This window comes from Thalassotalea euphylliae (genome assembly GCF_042682785.1).
Lineage (GTDB): Bacteria > Pseudomonadota > Gammaproteobacteria > Enterobacterales > Alteromonadaceae > Thalassotalea_F > Thalassotalea_F euphylliae.
The window spans coordinates 584,483-603,702 of record NZ_JBHUIB010000001.1; the positions used below are offsets into that span (position 1 = coordinate 584,483).

Consider the following 19,220-nt stretch of genomic DNA (forward strand, 5'->3'; position numbering starts at 1 on the left):
AAAGAAAAAGGCTACAGTATTTCGTAGCCTTTCAGTGATTTAAGCGATAAGCCTCCGCTCTAACTCGTCTAACTGTTCGGGATCAAACATTGCCTGATATTCAAATTCAGGAAAGCGTTCTAGCAACAGGTGCAATAGCTTAACGGCCTTATCAGTGACTGGGACTACACCTTCAACAAACAAGGCTCTGGCAGCACCACGAACCTCGTTAGCCGTTGTAATGTAGCCATTATCTGTCAACCATTCAGCTAACTCCTTACGCTCTACGCTGCTGCTATCTAAACCGCAACAATCCTGCATATAGGCACGTATGAACAACCTCCGTAGGATGCCATCACTGCCTTCTCCAATCTTCTGACCATCTTCGGTTTTCAGTACCTTCCCATCTTCACCTTTAAGAAACTGGTAACGTATACCCGTAGGCAGTGTCAGACGTGTAGTCAGCCAATAATCTTCCCAGCTTTCCCAATCAGACAACCGTTTAAGGCAGTTATTAACGCGCCAACCATCAAAGCGAGCACGCATTTCCATTGCTTCATCCAAGTTCTTATGCGGTACAGTTTCACAGAAAATATGGGTAACACCGTCGTGAGTCATTTCAACAGGGTTAACCAACTCTCTTTTCATATCCCACTCAAGGTTCATCACCTGAGTTCGTTCAACAGAAACAAAGTCACGTTCATCCATGAACATTTCCCTGTTAGAGATTAAGTGCTTAGTTGTTATCTCCTGACCGACATAACGATTAAAGTACAAATCACGCATATATTGGTGCTTGTCTTCAACTCCTTTAGGTAGGGTGATGCCTGCACGCGCTTGAATCGGCTCTTCGCCATCAATGAATTCAACGGTTTCTTGACCACGGTTTTTCATAAAATTCAAACGAGCAACCTCATGCTTTTTAACTAGAATTTCCTTATCGCTCGATTCAATCATGTGATAACACTCACGAAAACGCTGGCAGATAGCACCGTTTAGATCTATCTCACCTTTGTCTAAATCAGCAGTTGTTGTAAAGCCGTCTGTCGTTACATTTCCTATGTAATGCTCTTCTGGAATGCTCAACATCATCTCTGTCATTAATGCTCTAGCATCACTTGTCACGATTAAAGCAAATAAAGGATTAGTTATTGGTGATTGAGGTATTGGTTTACTTAAACCAGAAGACGTATCAAATACGGCGCGCTTCCTAAGCCCTTGTGCCAATTTTCCATACAAACTATTTCCAATTTCTTTCCACATGCGCTCTTCAAAAGAGCCTGTTTCATAGTTATTTCGCTCTGCCCGAACTTCCTGCATGAATTGTAAAAAGATGCGATTGTTAGGATCTACCCAATCGCCGACCACACCTTGAATTATTTCAATTTCCACGCCAGCGTTTAATGCAACTTCTATTTCAGAACTACCAACAACACATTCACCTTCTTTGACATAAAATAGACCTTTGCTACCAGCGTTAACTGGCAACGTAGTTACACGCGGATTTCCATGATGTTTAAACTTGACGTATGCAACACCAAACTTGTCCCCCACAAAATCTAGAGGGTTTTTAGTTGTTCGGAAAGACTCGAAATTCAAGGGTCTTAACCTGTTGAGAATAGTGGTATAGCAAGAAGGGGCGTCATAGTCTTTCCACCGACCTTTAGGAGACAAACCATTCAGGAAGCTTTCATTCCGACCGCCGTGATAACCCTCAATTGCAAATTGTTCGAAAATAGAGCGTAGCAAGCTAACTACTCGTTTTTTCATGGTAACGGGCTTGGCTTTCTTATGTGACCAAACCGTTTCTTTGATTTCTTCGAAACCAAATACCTCGTTAAAGTCACCTTCAAGAAGGGATTTAAAGCGCTTAACGCCGATACCACCAATTGTATATGGCACCGAAGAGAAGCCTAATTCATCACAGCAAAACTCAATCATTTTTTCCATATACAAGGCCGCAATTTCACTATCACGTATGCTGTATTCATCAAACTTTTCAGGGGCTTTAGTCATGAACTCAATCATCCGCTCAATGCTATAGGGTGCTTCAATATCTATTTTCGGTAGGCCTACTAATTCGCCCACTTTCTTGAGATTAAAACCTGCGGGAGCAAGTAGCATTAGGTCATAGAAAGAGATATCTACTTCACGGCGATTTCGATTTTTATCCCATAACTTCTGCTCATTAAAATCTAAGCCACGGTTATAGACCGCTTCGATGTCTACCGCATAATCTTCTTTAATGGTTACTACTGATTTTCGTACACCATCTAAACGAGTCTTAAAGTCTTTAAATGCACCTGAAAAGCTAAACAAATCAGCTCGAATCATAAAAGCTGCCATCACTACATGCTCTGCATCTTCCCAACCTGCTAATACTTCAGCTTTAATTGCAGCTTCAATGGCTTTGACGAAGAACTTATCGAATTTCATTCGACCTGATTCGTCAAATTGTTTAACTTTAAACACACCGCTGCACTGCTGTCCGTCATAGCAAATACAATATGAATAGGCTATAACAACATTCTTATCTTCATCTTGATCATATTGGTACTCAGTATCAAAACCGAAGATAGGGCTTAATCGCATATCATGGCGCTTTCGTTTTTTCTTACCTGATAACTGCTCTTCAAGCGCTTTACGCTTTTCGGTTAATAAAGCTTCTATATCAATAGAATTATTTGAATAGGTTCCAACCGTTTCAAAGGACGGCATAGCTATGTGGGTATTAAACTCAATTTTAGGTAAAAGGCTAAATTGCGGCTGTGCGGTGTTGACTATTGCATTCATAAGAAATCCTCAAAAGAAAAAGCCCTGAGATTCAGGGCTATTGATGGTTACTTGGCGGCAGCAGGGTTATTGATTAAGCAGGTACGTAACCTAATTGTTTCCAGTCTAATTTAGCTCCATCTATAACTGCATCAGTTAGAGCATCAGCGACTTTCCTAGCCTTCTTTTCGTCCTTCTCTTCTAGCCAAAATATCAGGGCATTACCATCTCCAAATACTGCTACACCACTATCTGTAGGAGTGATTGAAATGACGTGGTTCTTATTGAATGCTCCAAATGGAGTACGTACAAAATTCGATTTGTTTAGTTTTTTAGCTGTAGACATAATGTTTTCCTCTTTATTAAAAATATTCATTTGATGAGCCGCCAAGCTCGGTTAATAAATGTCAATACAACAGCATTGACGGTTAAGTTGTTACAAACCCAGTAAATCTTCTAAGTTTGTTTGCTGCTCAATTTCAGCATCACGTTGACGCTGTAATAGCGCTTGTTCTTCTTCCCAAGCCAATACTTCAGTCAATCGAAATCGAATGGGACTATTGGCATGTGGTCCAATTTTGATGAAAGGAGGTAAAGACCTTTCACCCTTTGCGGAACACATGGTGTTCACGCTTTTAACCGAGAGCTGATAACGCTCTGCGATTTGTTGCTTAGTTAAAAATGTTTCTTCCATCCCCCAAACCTGAGTGCTATTCGTGTTTAATCGGTAGGGATAGAATGAGGGAGTTCTGAATTTATTTAGAAAAGGCGGGGAAGGTTGGGAAAGTTAACCCAACCTTATTGAAGTTAAATGATGCTTACTATTAGCAAGAGTTATTGGCTTCTAGGGCAGGAAAATTAAGGATGTTGGCTGTCATATCGTCTGCCACATCAGACACTACATTTTGCAAGCGGACATCTTGAAAAAAAGCATAGTGCTTTTCAGTGACTGACAAAGAGGAATGACCTAGCAGAGTGCTAGCAAGTCGAATATCGCCCGTTTGCTTTAACACATGGGAACAAAAGCTTTTACGCCCTGCATGGATGTTAAATGGCTCAGTTGGAAAGCCTGCTTGTATCGGGTGATCGCTACCATTAACCGCAATACCCGCACGTTTACAAATACGTACAAACACAGATCTCGGATAGGATATAGGCGCGTTGTCTTTTAAAGCTGACGGAAAGATATATTCATTCCAGCTTAAACTAGCTGCGGTTTTCACTATCCATTGGGCTTGTTTAGATAAGAAGATGGTTTGCGGTTTACCCTGCTTAGTATCACGTAGATATATTGCGTTGAAATCAGGTGAAACCATTTCTTTGCGAATAGTGCAGCAGTTACCAATCCGCATTCCCGTAAATATCATTAGCAACAAGCATAGGGCATGAAACGAGAAGTTCTCTTTGGTGGGATCAGCTTCTTCCAAGCAAGATTGAATGAAGGCAACCAGCTCAGCCTCTGTCAGCGTTCGGGTGTTCACATTACAGTTGTTACGGGCTGGCACAACAGACACTGGATTCTTATCTAATAGCTCATACTTAACGGCTAAAGAAAAGATGCCTGACAATAATGCGCGGATAAGATCATGGCTTCTATCAGATAAATGTTCAGGTAAATCATTAAGTAAACATTCCACATTGAAGCTTTTAATATCTTCAAGCCAGTGATTACCAATACTTTCACGTATATAGAGGTTGTAGCGGCCTAAGTCACTTTTCCAGCTCTTCTTATTCTTCTTGGCCTGTTCAATACAAATACGGTCAAAGAATCGATTTAAAGTGACTCGACGAGATAACTTGTTTAACTCCCCTGATTCAATTCGTTCACAATATTCATTAGCCAATCGCTCAAATATTTTAAGGCTCATGGTTGGGAACGAACCAAGAGTTTTTACATAGCGCTTACCTTTCCAGCACTTTCTAACTAATAGTGACTTACGAAGGCGATAGACAACCAATCGCAAGTGAGGCTTGCCCTTTACCCTATACTCAGTGTCTTTATCATCAATTCTCGCTGCCGCTTCGAATGCTTTTTTCGTATAATCAATTTCAATGAACATGGTCTTCTCCCATTTTTTAATTAAGCGGGAAATTGCATCATGTTTTTATCAGTAAGCAGTCGATAACGGGGAATATTGGAATAATGGACAAGGTGATGAGATCGGTTTCTGAAGAGTATTTACTTCGATTAGGCACCAATGAGACGCAAGTTGAAGCTATAAAATACGCACTCGGTATCGACTCCAGTTTAACTAGTAAAGAGTTATTCGAAAACCTCACTTACCCTTCAAAAAGACTAGATGGGATAGAAACCAAACTGGAAGAGCATCATTACCAGTACTTATTACATAACACCCCAACACCTAATTACACTAAAAATACACTTTCAGGTACTTGGTTTAAGGTTTCCAATTTCTTCGGGGAGTTATTGGCTATTGCTGGTAAAGATCAAAAATACGGACACCACGAAACCCAGTTATTTAAACTCATTAATGACTTATGCCCATTAGACGCACTAAGTAAAGAATACGTTAATGTTACTCTGCTAATACCTAATCAAGAGATTAAAGGCAGTGAAGAATCACAACACCATGAACTAGAAGGCTATAACGCCAAGTGGCAATGGTACAAGTTAAGGAAAAATCAGGTTAAATCTCAGATTGAGTCTGATCCTACTTGGTCACTTAAACTATTTCTGGCCTTTTCATTCATGGGGTTAGCCAATACTTCGATTGATAAAAAGAATGGTTCTAAGCTGCTCTACGGCCTGCTAAATACCAGTAATTCACTGAATGATTTTCACTTCTATGACTCAGCTTTATACCGAGACTGGATAAAAACAAACGGCACTGCACCAGAAAGAGTCGATAATATCTTCACTCAAACACTGAACAACTCAGCATATCTAACAGTTTCGGATAAAATAGCCAATGCTGTTGATGAACCGTCATTAGTTAAATTATTAGCTTTACCTTCTGTCGAATTAAATACAAAAAAACAAATCCAATTTGCCAGTACATCGGCGTTGAAAGATAGAGGCAGTAAAGATCCTAGCCATTTCATTAATAGCGCCAAAAACATTCGTTTAGCGTTAAATTACCTTTTCTGCATGACATCAGGTACAGCCATCACATTACAAATACCTATTGAGCCTGTTGGTGCCAAAATGAAGCACTGGCAGCTTAATACACCTTTGATTATTGCTCCGATTGAATGGGTTAAATTGATTGAAGGTATGAAGAAGAAGAAAACAGGCAAGAGGCGTGAGAATTATGACGCCTCTGCACTTCCAACCAATGAAGACGGCTCAGCTATTCAATATCGCGACTTAGAAAACATAAGCAATTCTGAGAAGCATAAAGCAATGTCAGATATGCTAGCCAAGACAATAAACATTAATGACGATGCAGATACATCAGGGCAACTAGACAGGTCAATGCCTAACATTGAACCTGATGAGGAGTGGTAGCGTTACAACCCCCACCCCCTAATAGCACACGGCAACTTCTTTCATACTTATCAGAGAGTTAAGACTTTGTGACATTACGAAAAAAATAAAATACGGCTCAAGAGATCGTAAAATCACACAGTTATAAAAAAATAAAGCGGCTTTGCGCCGCTTTCATTATTTCTTTTTCTTACCGTTGCCTAAGCGCTGGATGATACCTTCGTTATCTACATTTAGCATGTTAACTCCTTGATTCATATATATGTAATAAGCCAAGTCATTAAAACACTAATTATCATGGAAAAGCAAAAGCTTTAACTAAATCGCCTAGGTTTCTTCACGATTTAAGAGTTCGACGTTACTAAAAGAACAACCACCAAACCCCAATAGCAAAAGCAATTAGAACCACTTTAGGTGGCAGCTCAAATAGCGTTCCAATTACAATCACCAGCACTAAGTAAATTATAAAGCTAATCAAGAAAGACAACATAGACTTTACCCCGCGCAAGTCACAAGCACTAAAAAGACAAAAGCAGCCAGTACAGCTGCTTTTGGGTCTTCAAATATCTTATTTAGCACTAGAACAATCACTACCAAAATAATGAAATAAATGAGCGAACTCATAACTAAGATGCTTCCTGTTGCTCTGAATAACTTGCCAGTGCCCCTGCGATATAAACACCGTAAGCATATGCAAATACACCAGCAACCTTACTCAATGTGAAATCCCAAGTCCCATCAACCAAGAACCACACAAATAACGCAAGCAATATGAGAGAAGGAACTCCAACTAGAAGCATTGTAGCTTTGTTTAATAGCTGCGATTTCGCACCAAGCAGAACCGCTAGCACTGATAAGGCAAAGCCAACGCCTAATACGCTAGAAAATACAGCTCTACCTAGGTTGAATTCGTCACCACCCCAAGCCAGCCAAAATATATAGATTGATAATAGTGCTGATATTACAGCTAAGATGAACTTGTTCTTCGATGATTCCATGTCTATTCCTTCTTATTGATCTTTCAATAGTTAATTTAAGTGTAACTAGGCTGCTCGACAGGTTGTGTCGCGCAGAATGAGTTGATTTAAATAAAATGAGTGGTGTTTCGGCTACGCGTATAGATAAGCCAAAAACTAAAAGCCTTATGTCAAAAGGCTTAGCCTGATAAAACTAAATTCGTAAAAATTTCCACATGGTCGTCACCTCCTTTCGCAGTACCCCCATAAAATTATGTGGATGACAGAACATGACACTTTGGCTAAAAGGTTAGGATTGATACTTACTAGGTTGAATTCTGGTGAGCGCTTAACTTTGTCCGTTCTAGCACAAGAGTTTAATGTGACCGAAAGAACACTTCAGCGAGATTTCAATGAGCGACTTTGCTATCTGCCTATTGAACGTGATGGTTCGACTTATTCATTAAACCCAATCTACTTAGGCAGAAATAAGAAAGCCGACCTTAAGCCTGTTTTAGAACAACTAGGCTTAGCTTCAATGTTTCCATCTTTCGATGTTTTGTCATTCAATAGGCCTACAAACAAGCAACCACCATTCTTGTTTCGAGATATTAAAGTTGAAGATATATCCGAATACACCGAGTCCTTCAAACAACTTACGTTAGCCATTCAAAATCATCATTTGATCGACTTTGAATACAAGCAACAAACTTATCTTTTTTCTCAGCCTTATAAGCTCGTGAATGACCGTGGAGTTTGGTATTTATCTGCGTTACATAATGGGACTTTGAAATCATTTAAAGTTACTAAGTTAAGTAAGGTAAACATAGCTCCTGAAAAGTTCGAATATGACATTTCTGTAGAGCAGAAGATTCGACAACAGGCCATGTTATGGTTAACAGAAACACCAATAGAAGTCGTTGTAAAAATAGATGCTGCAATAGCTAGTCACTTTACTGCTAGCAACCTACTGCCAGAGCAAAACATCATCAAAGGGCTTGATGACGGTTGCCTACTAGCCACTGCATCGATAACAGACAAAAATCAAATACTCCCAGTACTAAAATACTGGCTACCTGATATCGAAATCTTATCGCCTAAAGAGTTAAAACAAGCTTTATTAACAGAGTTGCAATTTTCCATAGATAAAATGAGTAAATAGCTGCGAAGAACAATAGATTGAACATGTTCAAACTAAGGAGTCCTTATGTCTCAATCTATCTTAATGGCGCTGGATATTGCACCTGAATCAGTAGGCCAAACAATAACATCAGCGCATGGTTTCATCAGTATTTATGACTTTGATGGTAATATACTTGGTCGCGCATTCCCTGATGAAACAGAGTCTCTTAATCAACTCAAACTGAATCTATCAATCGAGCTTAAAGCCAGCGAGTTAGATCCAAGAAGCTTTATTGATACCGAAAATGATGACCTGATCCGTTGCAACATTATAGACAAGGTCGAGCACGTAGATAATTTCGGAATCGTCATTTACAACAAACAAGGCAAACTTATTCACTACTTCAGTGAGCCAATCAATAACGCCTGTGAAGACATAGTTCAACAAATAGTAAGCTTTCCAACACTGCCTAAAGAAGAATGGAATCAAAGCTCAATGATTAATGATCCAGATGATTTTATCTCACCTATAGACTGGGATCTTAGCTGGTTTTATGGGTATAGGAGCTAACGCCAAGTGCGTTAGCTGTTATTAATTGAGATATTTCTACAGACATTTTGAAGCTTCGAGTAGCTAGAATGTACTTCAGCAGCTTTTTCTTCATGCATATCTGGGAGTGGAACTTTAATAACGTTTCCCCCTTCAAATACAGTTAAGTGATATCCGCTCACTGCAATATTTTGCTCTAAAATATTAATTTCTTTCTGTTCTACACCCACCGAGATTCTGTACTTCGAGCAAGGCTCAACTGCACTAAACGTCACTCTATGATGCGAAAGCGCATTTGCGACAGCATCTGTGGCATTTCGTAACTCCACTTCGGGTGTTATTTTCTTAGTCATCTCAAAATTCGAAAGCTTTATTTTACTGCCCGGCTCAGCAAGCCAAAATACGCTTACGATAATGGCTAACGCAATTAAAAGGATTACATAGATAAAAGGTTTTCCCATATGAGTTAGAAATAAATAAACACCGCTATTATTCTGAGTTGAATTATTAGTACTTTCACTATTGTTTTGATTTGAGTTAGGTGTATTGGTTGGCAAGTTTTTTCCCTTTCACTTGAGTTACTAATTTGATCATCCCTGAAATTATCTTATAGATACTAGAGAGACGCAACGGATCTGGAATCCGTTACGTCTAGTAGATATTTAAAATTCAGAAGCCTTACCACCAAAGGATCTGCAAAGAGCTACGTGATTATGACCAGAAGAGTTTACTACTCTTCTGGTCTTTTCCCGTTCCTTTTGGCTTAGCTAAACGCTATTTCAACTGTGAACACATCCATTTCGACATAATCAATGAAGTTGGTTAGAAACAGCTCGACTAGTTCATCTGCACTCGCTTTGGTCAGCAAGCCTAAATGCAAATGGGTTACTTCAGTTGATTGAAAACATACATCAATTTCTTTCACTAACTCAGGGTATCCAGTACCTTGGTAGCTAAAGTCAGTGATGTAATCAAAATGCCATAACGCCTTGTACTTAATCAGTCTTATCTCGACAGGGTGAAAACCACCGTTTTCAGGACTGTAATTAACATCTCTGAAATTAAAGATAATGCTAGTCGCTGAATGATTAACGTCAGGCCATTTAGCCAGTTCAATGTTTAAAACTGAGAACAGTTTTTCAGGCACAGCAAAGCACTGGCTTTGGTCAAAAGTCAGTTTCATTATGATTTCCTTTTTTAAGTTGCTAGAGAACCCTAGCGGTGAGATACCAGTATAAGCTGGTGCTATTTACTTACTGTTGGCGAGCTTAAGCAATGCTTCTCTTCCCTGCTTATAATTACTATGCCGTTGGTGGAGAAAGATTGAGTTCCCTGTTGAACCAATAAGTGATAGGGCGCTACAACGCAAAACCGCAGCAATAAAGGAAGCGTTATTAGCGCTCTTACCTTCAAATACTGGCTTGAATACACCAGATTTGAACGGTTTATCTTCCTCTTGCTCGTCTAATATTTCTAAGATGGTAGATAGTTTCACCCATTCTTTCGAATGCAGACCGCCGCCATCATTACCTTTCAGTCGAAGTTCAAGTTCGTTAGTTTCCAAGTGCTTACCCAGTTCAAAGTAAATAAATCCAGGTTGCTTTGGACTGAGCTTACTCGCCTTGTCGTCAATGAGTATTTGATGGGTTTCTGGCAATTGCTCAGTATCAGCTTTTTTACTATGTTCCTTTTGATCTTTTGTCGTTTTACGAGCCATAACAGGCCTCCTATAGTTGGTTGAAAATATCGTTAGCTTGGTCTTTGTGGTGCGGTTGAATATGACTCGTTACAGCACCAATTGCAGTGCTAATACATAACAAGTCATCGCTATAGCCCAATGCAGGAAGTGCATCAGGGATAGAGTCAGTTGGAAAAACTAAATAGGCGATAGCAGTGATACAGACCGCTTTGACCCACTTAGGTGTATCGCCATCGAGAATTAAGCTGTAAAGCAAAAGTGCGCTTTCTGTAAGCTGCTTAAGACCTTTAATCTGCTTGAGCTTTTGCCATGTTTTAGTATGACTGAAAGGACTTTGCTTTTTCCTAGCCATCCATCACCTCGGTCATATCAAGGCTGGATGGCAATACTAAATAACACCCTGTGCCTTCATCATTGATAATCGCAAGTAGCAAGCGATAACCATTCGGTAACGCTTCTTCAAACTCAGGATAGTTAAGACAAAATGAAATCGATTGACGGATAGAGCCGCTAATCTCTGCCAAGTTTGTATTTTCGTATAACACTATGATGGTACTAGGGCATTCTTGCCAGAACGCTTGTGCTTCCGATTCACTAGCAAATGGCTCGACTAGAAAATTGATTAGCTCTGAAACGACTTCATCGGGTAAACCGATTTCGTCTGCATCAGGCCAATGGTTAATGATCTGCATGATTACATACTCCAGAAATGAAAAAGCCAGAACCCGAAAAGGTTCTGGCTGTTAATGTCGTATTAGTGATATGTGTTTAAGATAGGTGTTGTTACGAGTTAGAAGCGAGTAAACCATCCAAACTGTTCATCGTATCGCGTTGCTTATCTGGTGATATCTTGCTGTAACGCATCGTTGAACTTAAATCTTTATGATTCAGCAGAACTTGTACAGTGCGAATATCTGCGCCTGTTTCTCTGCTATGACTTAGCATATTGCTCGCAAAAGAGTGCCTCGCAGTGTGGAATACAACTTCCTCTGGCTTATGTATTCCCGCCCGTTTCTTTATAGTCTCAAATGCGTAACGTCCTTCACAAATAGGCCTGTTTGCCTTTGTGCCTGCAAATATATAAGCATTACCACTTACACGAGGTAAATCACGGATAATCTCAAGCATCATATCTGTAAGATATACAACGTGAGGTGTGCCGTTCTTGGTTTTACCTATAGTCAGTGTTCGCTCTGCTAAGTTAAGGTCTTCCCACTTCCTTAATCGCATTTCAGAAGCTCTACAGCCAGTTAGAAACAACATGGCAATGTAGGCTCCAATCGAGAATTGATGATAACGCCTTGCTTCTTTAATAATGGCCTGTACTTCTTCAATAGAGCAGTAACGAGTACGAGCATTATTTTCAGGCAACATTGACACCTTTTTAGCAACATTAGGAATATCTAGCAGCTTTTCAGCTAATGAACCTATTGTTTTGACCAAGGCTAATACACGATTACAGGTCGCTGGTGCATAGCTACCGCGCTTTGATTTCGTCGCCATCATTTCGTTTTGCACGTTCTGAACATGACTTGCTTTTAGCTCGTCATAACGGATATTCCAAATTGATTTGCAGTGATGTTCAAAGCGAGATGCATCATCGTCCCAAGATTTCTTTCGTTGTTTAGCTACAGGTAAATAGGTGTTCCAGAAAAACTCTGAAACGGTAGGCATGTTATTGGCTGAGCTTTTAGTTTCTTGAGGGTTAACACCTTCAGCCAGCTGCAATTTATACTTACTAGCTATACGACGAGCAGCCCCAACATCCACTTCGGGAAATCTGCCCAGTGCGATACTGCATTTTCGACTTTGAAAGGTATACCTGAGTAAGAACCGTTTGCTGCCATTCTTACCAGATAGGCATTTAAGACCAACAATTTCAGTATCGGATACTTCTAAGTCAGTCCCTTTAGAATCTTTGGAATTAGCAGGCAACGCCTTAATACTAGCGTTGGTAAATTTGAATTTTTTCTTCATTTAAAACCTCGGTTGATTGGTTATAACCAAGGTTTTGATATGTGTTTTAAGTTAAATTAATTACATAAAAGATCTTGTAAAAAAGCTCCCTCATCTCAATAACTTGAATAAGTGTTTTCGAATTACAGTTAGCCTCAGAGCATTAGGGTGTTGAGATGTCTTATGAACTTACCGACCTACTAAATGATAGTAGACTAGAGAAGTTATTCTCTGCGGGAGTGCACTCATGTGCTCTCCAGTTATGGATAATGCAAATTACAAACAACGATGTATCAGAGAATCGTATTCTTTATGGGCGGTTATTACCCTATAGCTTTAACAACAGTGCTTGGACAAGTAGCGACAAGGATACATCTAAAAAGTTCGGGTCGGCCAAAGTAAGTATAACAAAATTAAATCTTTATGTGCCGAGCCAAAGTTGTAAGACACTTCTAACGCTACTCTCTGAAGGTAGAACGCTTCAAGAGTTAAGTGTTGATCTCAACCTTAACATTTGTAAATCTGAAAAAGTGTTAAAAAAATTCGGCACTGCTAGTATCTCTAGTGAAGATATTATTTTTCGACCAACGGTATACCAGCCCAACCGGTCTGCTTTTCCAATAAATGCACAAGTAAGCCCCCATGAAAGTGCAGGAGCTTATAGCGCATCAATCATTCAAACCAATAAACTAAAGTTACTATCTATAGAAGAACGCTACGAATCAGACCTTATAGATATGCTTATAAATACACTAAATGCTGATACTGGGATGGAATTTGGTAAAGCGGACAACACTAGATTAGGCGATATTGAACTACTTGTGTTTCCAACACTAGATGAATATGAAAAAAGCCTGTTAACAGTAGATTTTAAACGTAACGAGGGGGTGAAAGTGCAATTTTCATCTTCACAATTACCGAAGTTTAAACTCTTTCAATTTCGTCTAAACATCGAAAGCGACTCACAAATTTTGTATTCTAGAATAGTTGACGCAACAAAAAATCTAGATGGCTTATTTGTTTACACTTTTGATTTAAACGATAAATTATTCGAATCAGCTGATAGTACCTATATTGAAATTTTCGGGTTTCCTAGTTCACGAAGTGATGAGGGATATCTATGCAGCAGTTACAAAGCAAATTACGTTCGTGAAATGAATTTTAATGTTGGAATTTCAGATAACAGCTCTCACTCAAGAAATTTTGACTGGCTTGAAAAAACAACTAATGAAAAGCAAAGTAACAGAGTTGTAAAAGCATTAACTTCTTCTATAAAGAACCAAGTATCTAACACGAAAATCGGCGGTAGAAAAATTGATTCTTGGGTTACGGTTAATGAACGACTAAAAAACACTTTCCAAACATTGTATCCGAAAAAGTCTAAGGGGCAGTTTTTCCCTAGAATTAGTGAGAGTGGTGGTGAGGGACGGTTACAGTTTGTTGAATGGTTCAAAGGGATAATAGAGAAGAACAATCAACAACATGTTGCTATCTTTGATCCTTATTTTGAGGATGCAGGGATGGGCTTATTGACACTCTACATTTCTTCAATGGCAAGCTGCACTGTTTTTAGAACAGTCCCTAAACCAATAGACCCCAATAAGCCGAGAAACAGAAAGTCTGACAATAAAGTAAGAAATGGAATTAATAACCTGATAGCCAACTGTAATCACCATAAAAAACAACTTAAAGATAACAAGTTCATTATTTACGGAATGAAAGAAGGCTCTCTACATGATCGTTATATTCTCATTCATGATCAAAATGGACTACCTATTGAGGGTTTTCATTTATCTAACTCATTCCAAAAAGCTGCTGAAAACTATCCTTTGCTGATCACACCTATTCCTACAGATGTGTTGTATGAAGTTAATCAATACGCATTCGACTTGATCAATAAGGCAAACAATCCAGCTGAAAACACTTCAATATCTATACTCTTTGACTCGAAGGACATAGAAATTGAGTCCGTGATTTATGATCCTCTTCGGGTACTCGATAGTAAATCAGCTGGTGACTTGCTATCTACATGGCTCGAGCAGCCATCATTGAAAGACTTAACGGGAACTAAATTGAAAGATGAGGTGACCAATTTAGGCATCCTAGAAAATGAGTCCTTACATAAGCTAGAAAGGAAAGGATTCATCAATTGTATAAGACAAATAGATGAGCAAAATGGCCATTCTGAAGCACTGTGGGAAACACTAGGCGAAATACTAGCTTTCACCCCAGTTGGAGATGAAAACATTACCGAACTAAAGAATGAGGCAAAGTTTTTAACCTTTTTGTCTAGCTTTTTAACATCCGCATTTCAAAGAAAAAGATCTGATGATGAAGATTTTGTTTCTGTAATAGACCCAAGCTATTTTAAAAACTCACTTGAAGATTGCTTAAGTGACCCTATTAGACTTGAACACTTTCAACGGATGATTAAGCATAAGTGTCTTACATGGGCTGAATTTTACGCAATTAAGTTACTCTGGAACAATGCCCCTGATTTACTTATTGAACGTGTTGAAAATGAAGCTAAGTGTTTGGACGGTGAGTTTTCAATTACTGAAACAATTCGGCTATCACTTTTAGGCCAAATAATAAACGAGATCTCATTAAGCCATCAATTCAACCAAATTTCAGATTCTCAACAAGAAGCACTACTTAACAGTAGTTTATCCTTCATAAAGTGGCTAGGCTGGAATATCCTTAAGCAAACGTTGATTGTAAGAAATGATTTAAAGTCTATAAATCAGCAAGTTTCAAACTTTAACTCTCGAGAGCAATTTCAATTCTACGGGTGGATACTTAACCAAATACCTAAAAGTGACGAAAATGAAAAATTTCTTGGTGAAATAATATCAGAACTTCATGATTCTTTACCTCAAGACATTAATAGTACCGACCTAAAGTCACTTGTTAATAAATTGAAAGGACATATGCACCAATTGGGATGGATAGAGGTATGGCAGTTTAACGATATTATTAACCCTCTGCTTAACAGCTCTCGAGCTAAATATGATGATGCCTGCAATATCTGGCTTAAAGATCTTATAGATACTTTAGAAAAGAAAGGAAGAAACGGCTCGCTTCTTTTTTCTAGCAATTGTGAAGCACGATCGACAAACGTTTGTGCCTACCTTTTTGCGTATAGTAGTCCCAAGCAACAAACTCAGTCTTTGAAATTAATAAGTAAAATACTTAATGCACAAAGTCGAGTTATTCAACAACCTCTAGCAAGCACAAGTAACTGGTCTAAATGGAATGATGCATTAAAAGTATCCCAGTGGATCTATGCGTTTACCAAATGGTGCACATACTACCTCTACGAACAGGACATTGGTTCTCACAGCGAATTAAGTACTCTTGCTGAAAAAGCTCGTGATTTGACTTTGTTCAGGCCTGAGACCGAGTGGCATACTGAAAAAGAGTTACTACTTTTTATTGAGGAAATAGATGAATTGCTAGAAGCTCAACACGCTAACTGACAGGCTTGTACCTGTCAAAAATATGAATACCGTCAATATCTAATTTGTCAGTATTGATGACAACCTCAAATTCAGACGATTGCTTCGAGTAAAAAATGTCGCTTTTTGATATAGTGTCATCAACACAACTCTATGTGCCTCTTTAAACCAGTCCTGCCCTTGGTAATGGACATAAGCAAATTGCTTTGCAACATTCTTGTTCGTTGTCCAAGCTTGTTTATATCCCCCAGCATGATATTCACTTATATCGCAGCCTCTATAAATTGTCACCATTTCAGGCAGTGTACTAATGTCATTTGGCTTTAATTCGTCCTTCAATACTAGCTTGGGAAACCAGCATTCATTTTGTTGATGTTCATACAGTTGCAATAAACCTCCATCAACAAAATGAGTAAAAGCATACCTTATTGCGTCACAATAATAGTAGGCTTTATCAGTCTTAAATTTTGCTTGGTTAAAAATATTATTTATTGATTCTGATGGTTGATTTTGCCCCACAGAGTTTTTGTCAGAACCACATTTAATCGCGACGGAGACAAAGTCATCAATTACTAAATGAACCAATTCTCTATCATCGGCGATTAAGTTATTTTTAAGATCTTCCTCTAGTGCATAAGCATCAATAGACATCTGATTCTCTAGATAGCTACTAACAATATCTTTCATAGAGAAATCCTAAAGCAAGACAAAGACCGTAGCTTAGCAACAAAACTACCCCAAAACCTATAATAACAGGAGAGTGCATAGTTCAGCATTCTTAAAATCAAATGCAATAGTTTCTGATAGCAATAAACATTAATAACTTCTATTAATTTTCATCACGCACAGAATACGCACAGACAAAAGACAAGATATAGACCAGAGAAGTAGAATTTTAGGCTAGTTATAGGGCTATGAAGATAGTCTCGAAGAGGTGTTTATAACAGAAAAAATGTATAAAAAGGCAAATCTAAGACACAAAAAAACCGACATTACGTCGGCTTGCAACCTTGAAAAACTCTTTACTTTTCAAGGAAATGGTACCAGTGGGCGGACTCGAACCGCCACGCATTGCTGCGGGGGATTTTGAAAAGTACACGCCTAAATTTATCTTTATATATCAATAAAATAAAAGCACAATAAGACACTTTGCAAATTCTTTGCAAATCATTATGTTTTATTGAATACTAGCGTTTATGACGACTCAGACAGAACGCCACGACATCCAAGACGGATTGTACGTATACAAACAAAACAACAGTTTACGCTGGTACGCACGCTTTGTACTTTATGGTAAATGGTACAGCAAAGCCACTAAAGAAAAAGAGCTGGATAAAGCAATTGCCCGCGCTCATATTCTATTTATGGAGTATAAAGTCAAAGCAGAAAATAACTTGCTAGTAGACAGTAAACGTTTCAAAGATGTCGCTAACCAAGTTATCAAAAAGCTACAAGCTGAACTCGATAATGGTGGCGGTAAAGTTACCTATCGAGATTATATTCAAGCCTTAAACAAATATCATATAGAGTTCTTTGACCGAACCTATATAACAAACATAGATCAAGAAAAAGTTAACGCCTTCAATAATTGGCGTAAAGAAAAGTTTGGAAGAGAATTAGCTAAATCAACGTTACTTACTCACAACTCTGCGATGAACTTAGTATTTAAAGAAGCAATTGAACATAGATGGATGATTGCGGCTCAAGTACCAGTTCTTCATACAAAGGGGCAAGTTGGAAAACGTAGAGCATCATTTACCAAAGAAGAGTACGATAAAGTCTATGATACGGTTTTGAACATGGCTAATAACAGCCGTAAAGATGTTACTCGTCAAATTCGCGAGCTACTAGCATCATATATGGATTTTTGTGTTAACACTGGTATTCGCCCAGGAACTGAAATGGAAGCCATAACATGGAGTGATATTGAAATGACACGCCAAGATCACAACGTCCGCTTCAAAGTTAAGGTCCGTAAAGGTAAAACGACTAAGCATACTGGTACTAGAACAGTTATTGCACGTGATGAAATTTGGGACTGTATAGATGAACTTCGTGAGCGTTTCCCCAACCGTAGGCCGAATGACAAAGTTTTCATTCTTGAAAATGGTAATGCGACTAATGAGCTAGGCGTGGCTTTTAGAAAGGCCTTAAATGAATGTGGATTAAAGGATTCGGCTGATGAGCCTAGGACATTATATTCATTGCGCCATTCTTATATTACATGGCAATTACTTCGCCGTGATTTGCGCCTTGATATTTTAGCCAAACAATGTGGAACCAGCGTCGCAATGATTGAGCAACACTACTCTCACGTTGTTCCGTCCATGTTTGAAGAGGAACTTTCAGGTGTGAAGTTTGAGAAAAAGATTAAAAAAGAAAAGCCACCATCTAAAAAGCTTCTAGCAGCTTTAGAAAATAGGTTTAAAAGCTGGGAAGCTGAATTCAAAAATCGTGGTTGTATATAGTTGTAGGTAAAAGGAATAAATCAATGGATGTGAAAATTACCGCCGCCTTAATCGCACTGTCAGGTATTTTTATTACGGCACTCTTTGGCTTAATAAGTTACAGGTATAAGGTCGAATTAGAAAAAAAGAAAAGTGCTAGGTCTCTTCTGTATATACTAATGGAGCTAAGATACTCAATCATTACTTCACTATTTGATCCAGATGAAGCGTGTGATAGTTACATCAAGCATGTAACAGCTAAGCTCAATGAGCTAGGGCTAGCTGCCAGTACAGAACAAATGGATTTAGAACTGAGAACAACTCTTTTAGAGTACTTCTACAACCTCCGCAATACAATATCGATAGACATTAAGGAACGGTTGCTAGAGCCTTTCGAAGAAGCCCTAACAGAGCTGGCAACAATCGACCCAATCTTAGCTTATCAAATTAAAGGCAAAGAGAACCTTCAGCAATTACTGGCAAATAATGATGACCATTTCACAAAAGTCCATCAAAAAATCATGCCGAGTTTAACCCAAGATTGGGCTAAACAATCAATTCTAGAATCCTCCCGTAAAGTAAAGCAGGATGTAATCGATTATGTGTGTTCGAATTTAGAGAAAGAAATCTTAATGGTTGCTAAAAACTGCTCTAAAAAAGACCTAAGGAAATGCAAAAGAGCAATGAACAAGGGGTTAACCAATGAGAACAAATATAGCTATTCTGATTTAGACGAAATGATTTTGCCTGTATTTAAAAAGATAATATCAGATGCCAATACAGCAATGTCATCTCATACACAAAAAGCAGAAGAGATGGCTCCATAGAGTGCG

General features: G+C 38.6%; 18 protein-coding genes. 6 read left to right on the forward strand and 12 right to left on the reverse strand.

Features of this window, described 5'->3' with window-relative positions:
• Nucleotides 1-39 precede the first annotated feature (39 nt).
• The 4 genes from ACFSJY_RS02630 to ACFSJY_RS02645 all read right to left on the reverse strand — a co-directional run bounded on the left by ACFSJY_RS02630 (nt 40) and on the right by ACFSJY_RS02645 (nt 4,811).
• Nucleotides 40-2,772, reverse strand: a complete 2,733-nt coding sequence (locus ACFSJY_RS02630; RefSeq protein WP_386030812.1) for a DNA polymerase — start codon at nt 2,770-2,772, stop codon at nt 40-42.
• 73 nt (nt 2,773-2,845) lie between these two features.
• Nucleotides 2,846-3,097, reverse strand: a complete 252-nt coding sequence (locus ACFSJY_RS02635; RefSeq protein ID WP_386030814.1) for a hypothetical protein — start codon at nt 3,095-3,097, stop codon at nt 2,846-2,848.
• A 90-nt stretch (nt 3,098-3,187) separates the two neighbouring features.
• On the reverse strand, nt 3,188-3,445 hold the full coding sequence (locus tag ACFSJY_RS02640) for a helix-turn-helix transcriptional regulator (protein ID WP_386030816.1): 258 nt from the start codon (nt 3,443-3,445) through the stop codon (nt 3,188-3,190).
• Nucleotides 3,446-3,575: 130 nt separating this feature from the next.
• Entirely contained in the window at nt 3,576-4,811 is a 1,236-nt protein-coding gene (locus tag ACFSJY_RS02645; protein WP_386030818.1) for a tyrosine-type recombinase/integrase, read from the reverse strand.
• A gap of 95 nt (nt 4,812-4,906) precedes the next feature.
• On the opposite strand from ACFSJY_RS02645, the gene ACFSJY_RS02650 reads away from it, so the two are divergent.
• On the forward strand, nt 4,907-6,220 hold the full coding sequence (locus ACFSJY_RS02650) for a hypothetical protein (RefSeq protein ID WP_386030820.1): 1,314 nt from the start codon (nt 4,907-4,909) through the stop codon (nt 6,218-6,220).
• Nucleotides 6,221-6,825: 605 nt separating this feature from the next.
• Here the strand turns inward: ACFSJY_RS02650 and ACFSJY_RS02655 are convergent.
• Nucleotides 6,826-7,197 (reverse strand): hypothetical protein, encoded by a 372-nt coding sequence (locus ACFSJY_RS02655; RefSeq protein ID WP_386030822.1) that lies wholly within the window; start codon nt 7,195-7,197, stop codon nt 6,826-6,828.
• A gap of 340 nt (nt 7,198-7,537) precedes the next feature.
• Here ACFSJY_RS02655 and ACFSJY_RS02660 point away from each other — a divergent pair, with 340 nt between their 5' ends.
• Together ACFSJY_RS02660 and ACFSJY_RS02665 are read left to right on the forward strand one after the other, a co-directional pair.
• Nucleotides 7,538-8,317, forward strand: coding sequence for a WYL domain-containing protein (locus ACFSJY_RS02660; protein WP_386030824.1), 780 nt, complete (start codon nt 7,538-7,540; stop codon nt 8,315-8,317).
• A 45-nt stretch (nt 8,318-8,362) separates the two neighbouring features.
• Nucleotides 8,363-8,848, forward strand: coding sequence for a hypothetical protein (locus ACFSJY_RS02665; protein WP_386030826.1), 486 nt, complete (start codon nt 8,363-8,365; stop codon nt 8,846-8,848).
• An 11-nt stretch (nt 8,849-8,859) separates the two neighbouring features.
• Here ACFSJY_RS02665 and ACFSJY_RS02670 read toward each other — a convergent pair whose 3' ends face one another.
• The 6 genes from ACFSJY_RS02670 to ACFSJY_RS02695 form a co-directional block, all read right to left on the reverse strand.
• Nucleotides 8,860-9,384 (reverse strand): hypothetical protein, encoded by a 525-nt coding sequence (locus ACFSJY_RS02670; protein ID WP_386030828.1) that lies wholly within the window; start codon nt 9,382-9,384, stop codon nt 8,860-8,862.
• 206 nt (nt 9,385-9,590) lie between these two features.
• Entirely contained in the window at nt 9,591-10,010 is a 420-nt protein-coding gene (locus ACFSJY_RS02675; RefSeq protein WP_386030830.1) for a DUF2787 family protein, read from the reverse strand.
• Between the two features lie 66 nt (nt 10,011-10,076).
• Complete coding sequence (locus tag ACFSJY_RS02680) at nt 10,077-10,544, reverse strand: hypothetical protein (RefSeq protein ID WP_386030832.1); 468 nt, start codon at nt 10,542-10,544, stop codon at nt 10,077-10,079.
• Between the two features lie 10 nt (nt 10,545-10,554).
• Nucleotides 10,555-10,878, reverse strand: coding sequence for a YkvA family protein (locus ACFSJY_RS02685; RefSeq protein ID WP_386030834.1), 324 nt, complete (start codon nt 10,876-10,878; stop codon nt 10,555-10,557).
• Nucleotides 10,871-11,218, reverse strand: coding sequence for a hypothetical protein (locus tag ACFSJY_RS02690; RefSeq protein WP_386030836.1), 348 nt, complete (start codon nt 11,216-11,218; stop codon nt 10,871-10,873). The genes ACFSJY_RS02685 and ACFSJY_RS02690 overlap by 8 nt, the downstream gene beginning before the upstream one ends.
• Before the next feature lie 91 nt (nt 11,219-11,309).
• Nucleotides 11,310-12,503 carry a tyrosine-type recombinase/integrase gene (locus ACFSJY_RS02695; RefSeq protein ID WP_386030838.1) on the reverse strand — a complete coding sequence of 398 codons (1,194 nt, stop codon included), beginning with the start codon at nt 12,501-12,503 and terminating at the stop codon, nt 11,310-11,312.
• Nucleotides 12,504-12,658: 155 nt separating this feature from the next.
• Between ACFSJY_RS02695 and ACFSJY_RS02700 the strand changes: the two genes are divergently transcribed.
• On the forward strand, nt 12,659-15,961 hold the full coding sequence (locus tag ACFSJY_RS02700) for a VPA1262 family protein (RefSeq protein ID WP_386030840.1): 3,303 nt from the start codon (nt 12,659-12,661) through the stop codon (nt 15,959-15,961).
• Between the two features lie 39 nt (nt 15,962-16,000).
• Here the strand turns inward: ACFSJY_RS02700 and ACFSJY_RS02705 are convergent, their stop codons facing one another.
• Complete coding sequence (locus ACFSJY_RS02705) at nt 16,001-16,627, reverse strand: hypothetical protein (protein WP_386030842.1); 627 nt, start codon at nt 16,625-16,627, stop codon at nt 16,001-16,003.
• Nucleotides 16,628-17,136: 509 nt separating this feature from the next.
• Between ACFSJY_RS02705 and ACFSJY_RS02710 the strand changes: the two genes are divergently transcribed.
• Nucleotides 17,137-18,408 carry a tyrosine-type recombinase/integrase gene (locus tag ACFSJY_RS02710; RefSeq protein WP_386030844.1) on the forward strand — a complete coding sequence of 424 codons (1,272 nt, stop codon included), beginning with the start codon at nt 17,137-17,139 and terminating at the stop codon, nt 18,406-18,408.
• Between the two features lie 23 nt (nt 18,409-18,431).
• Nucleotides 18,432-19,214, forward strand: a complete 783-nt coding sequence (locus ACFSJY_RS02715) for a hypothetical protein (RefSeq protein WP_386030846.1) — start codon at nt 18,432-18,434, stop codon at nt 19,212-19,214.
• Nucleotides 19,215-19,220: the final 6 nt, after the last annotated feature.

Coding starts and splice junctions, on each gene's coding strand:
- ACFSJY_RS02630 (WP_386030812.1), bottom strand. CDS start 2,772: ATGAATGCAATAGTCAACACCGCACAGCCGCAATTTAGCCTTTTACCT.
- ACFSJY_RS02635 (WP_386030814.1), bottom strand. CDS start 3,097: ATGTCTACAGCTAAAAAACTAAACAAATCGAATTTTGTACGTACTCCA.
- ACFSJY_RS02640 (WP_386030816.1), bottom strand. CDS start 3,445: ATGGAAGAAACATTTTTAACTAAGCAACAAATCGCAGAGCGTTATCAG.
- ACFSJY_RS02645 (WP_386030818.1), bottom strand. CDS start 4,811: ATGTTCATTGAAATTGATTATACGAAAAAAGCATTCGAAGCGGCAGCG.
- ACFSJY_RS02650 (WP_386030820.1), top strand. CDS start 4,907: ATGAGATCGGTTTCTGAAGAGTATTTACTTCGATTAGGCACCAATGAG.
- ACFSJY_RS02655 (WP_386030822.1), bottom strand. CDS start 7,197: ATGGAATCATCGAAGAACAAGTTCATCTTAGCTGTAATATCAGCACTA.
- ACFSJY_RS02665 (WP_386030826.1), top strand. CDS start 8,363: ATGTCTCAATCTATCTTAATGGCGCTGGATATTGCACCTGAATCAGTA.
- ACFSJY_RS02675 (WP_386030830.1), bottom strand. CDS start 10,010: ATGAAACTGACTTTTGACCAAAGCCAGTGCTTTGCTGTGCCTGAAAAA.
- ACFSJY_RS02680 (WP_386030832.1), bottom strand. CDS start 10,544: ATGGCTCGTAAAACGACAAAAGATCAAAAGGAACATAGTAAAAAAGCT.
- ACFSJY_RS02685 (WP_386030834.1), bottom strand. CDS start 10,878: ATGGCTAGGAAAAAGCAAAGTCCTTTCAGTCATACTAAAACATGGCAA.
- ACFSJY_RS02690 (WP_386030836.1), bottom strand. CDS start 11,218: ATGCAGATCATTAACCATTGGCCTGATGCAGACGAAATCGGTTTACCC.
- ACFSJY_RS02695 (WP_386030838.1), bottom strand. CDS start 12,503: ATGAAGAAAAAATTCAAATTTACCAACGCTAGTATTAAGGCGTTGCCT.
- ACFSJY_RS02700 (WP_386030840.1), top strand. CDS start 12,659: ATGTCTTATGAACTTACCGACCTACTAAATGATAGTAGACTAGAGAAG.
- ACFSJY_RS02705 (WP_386030842.1), bottom strand. CDS start 16,627: ATGAAAGATATTGTTAGTAGCTATCTAGAGAATCAGATGTCTATTGAT.
- ACFSJY_RS02710 (WP_386030844.1), top strand. CDS start 17,137: ATGACGACTCAGACAGAACGCCACGACATCCAAGACGGATTGTACGTA.
- ACFSJY_RS02715 (WP_386030846.1), top strand. CDS start 18,432: ATGGATGTGAAAATTACCGCCGCCTTAATCGCACTGTCAGGTATTTTT.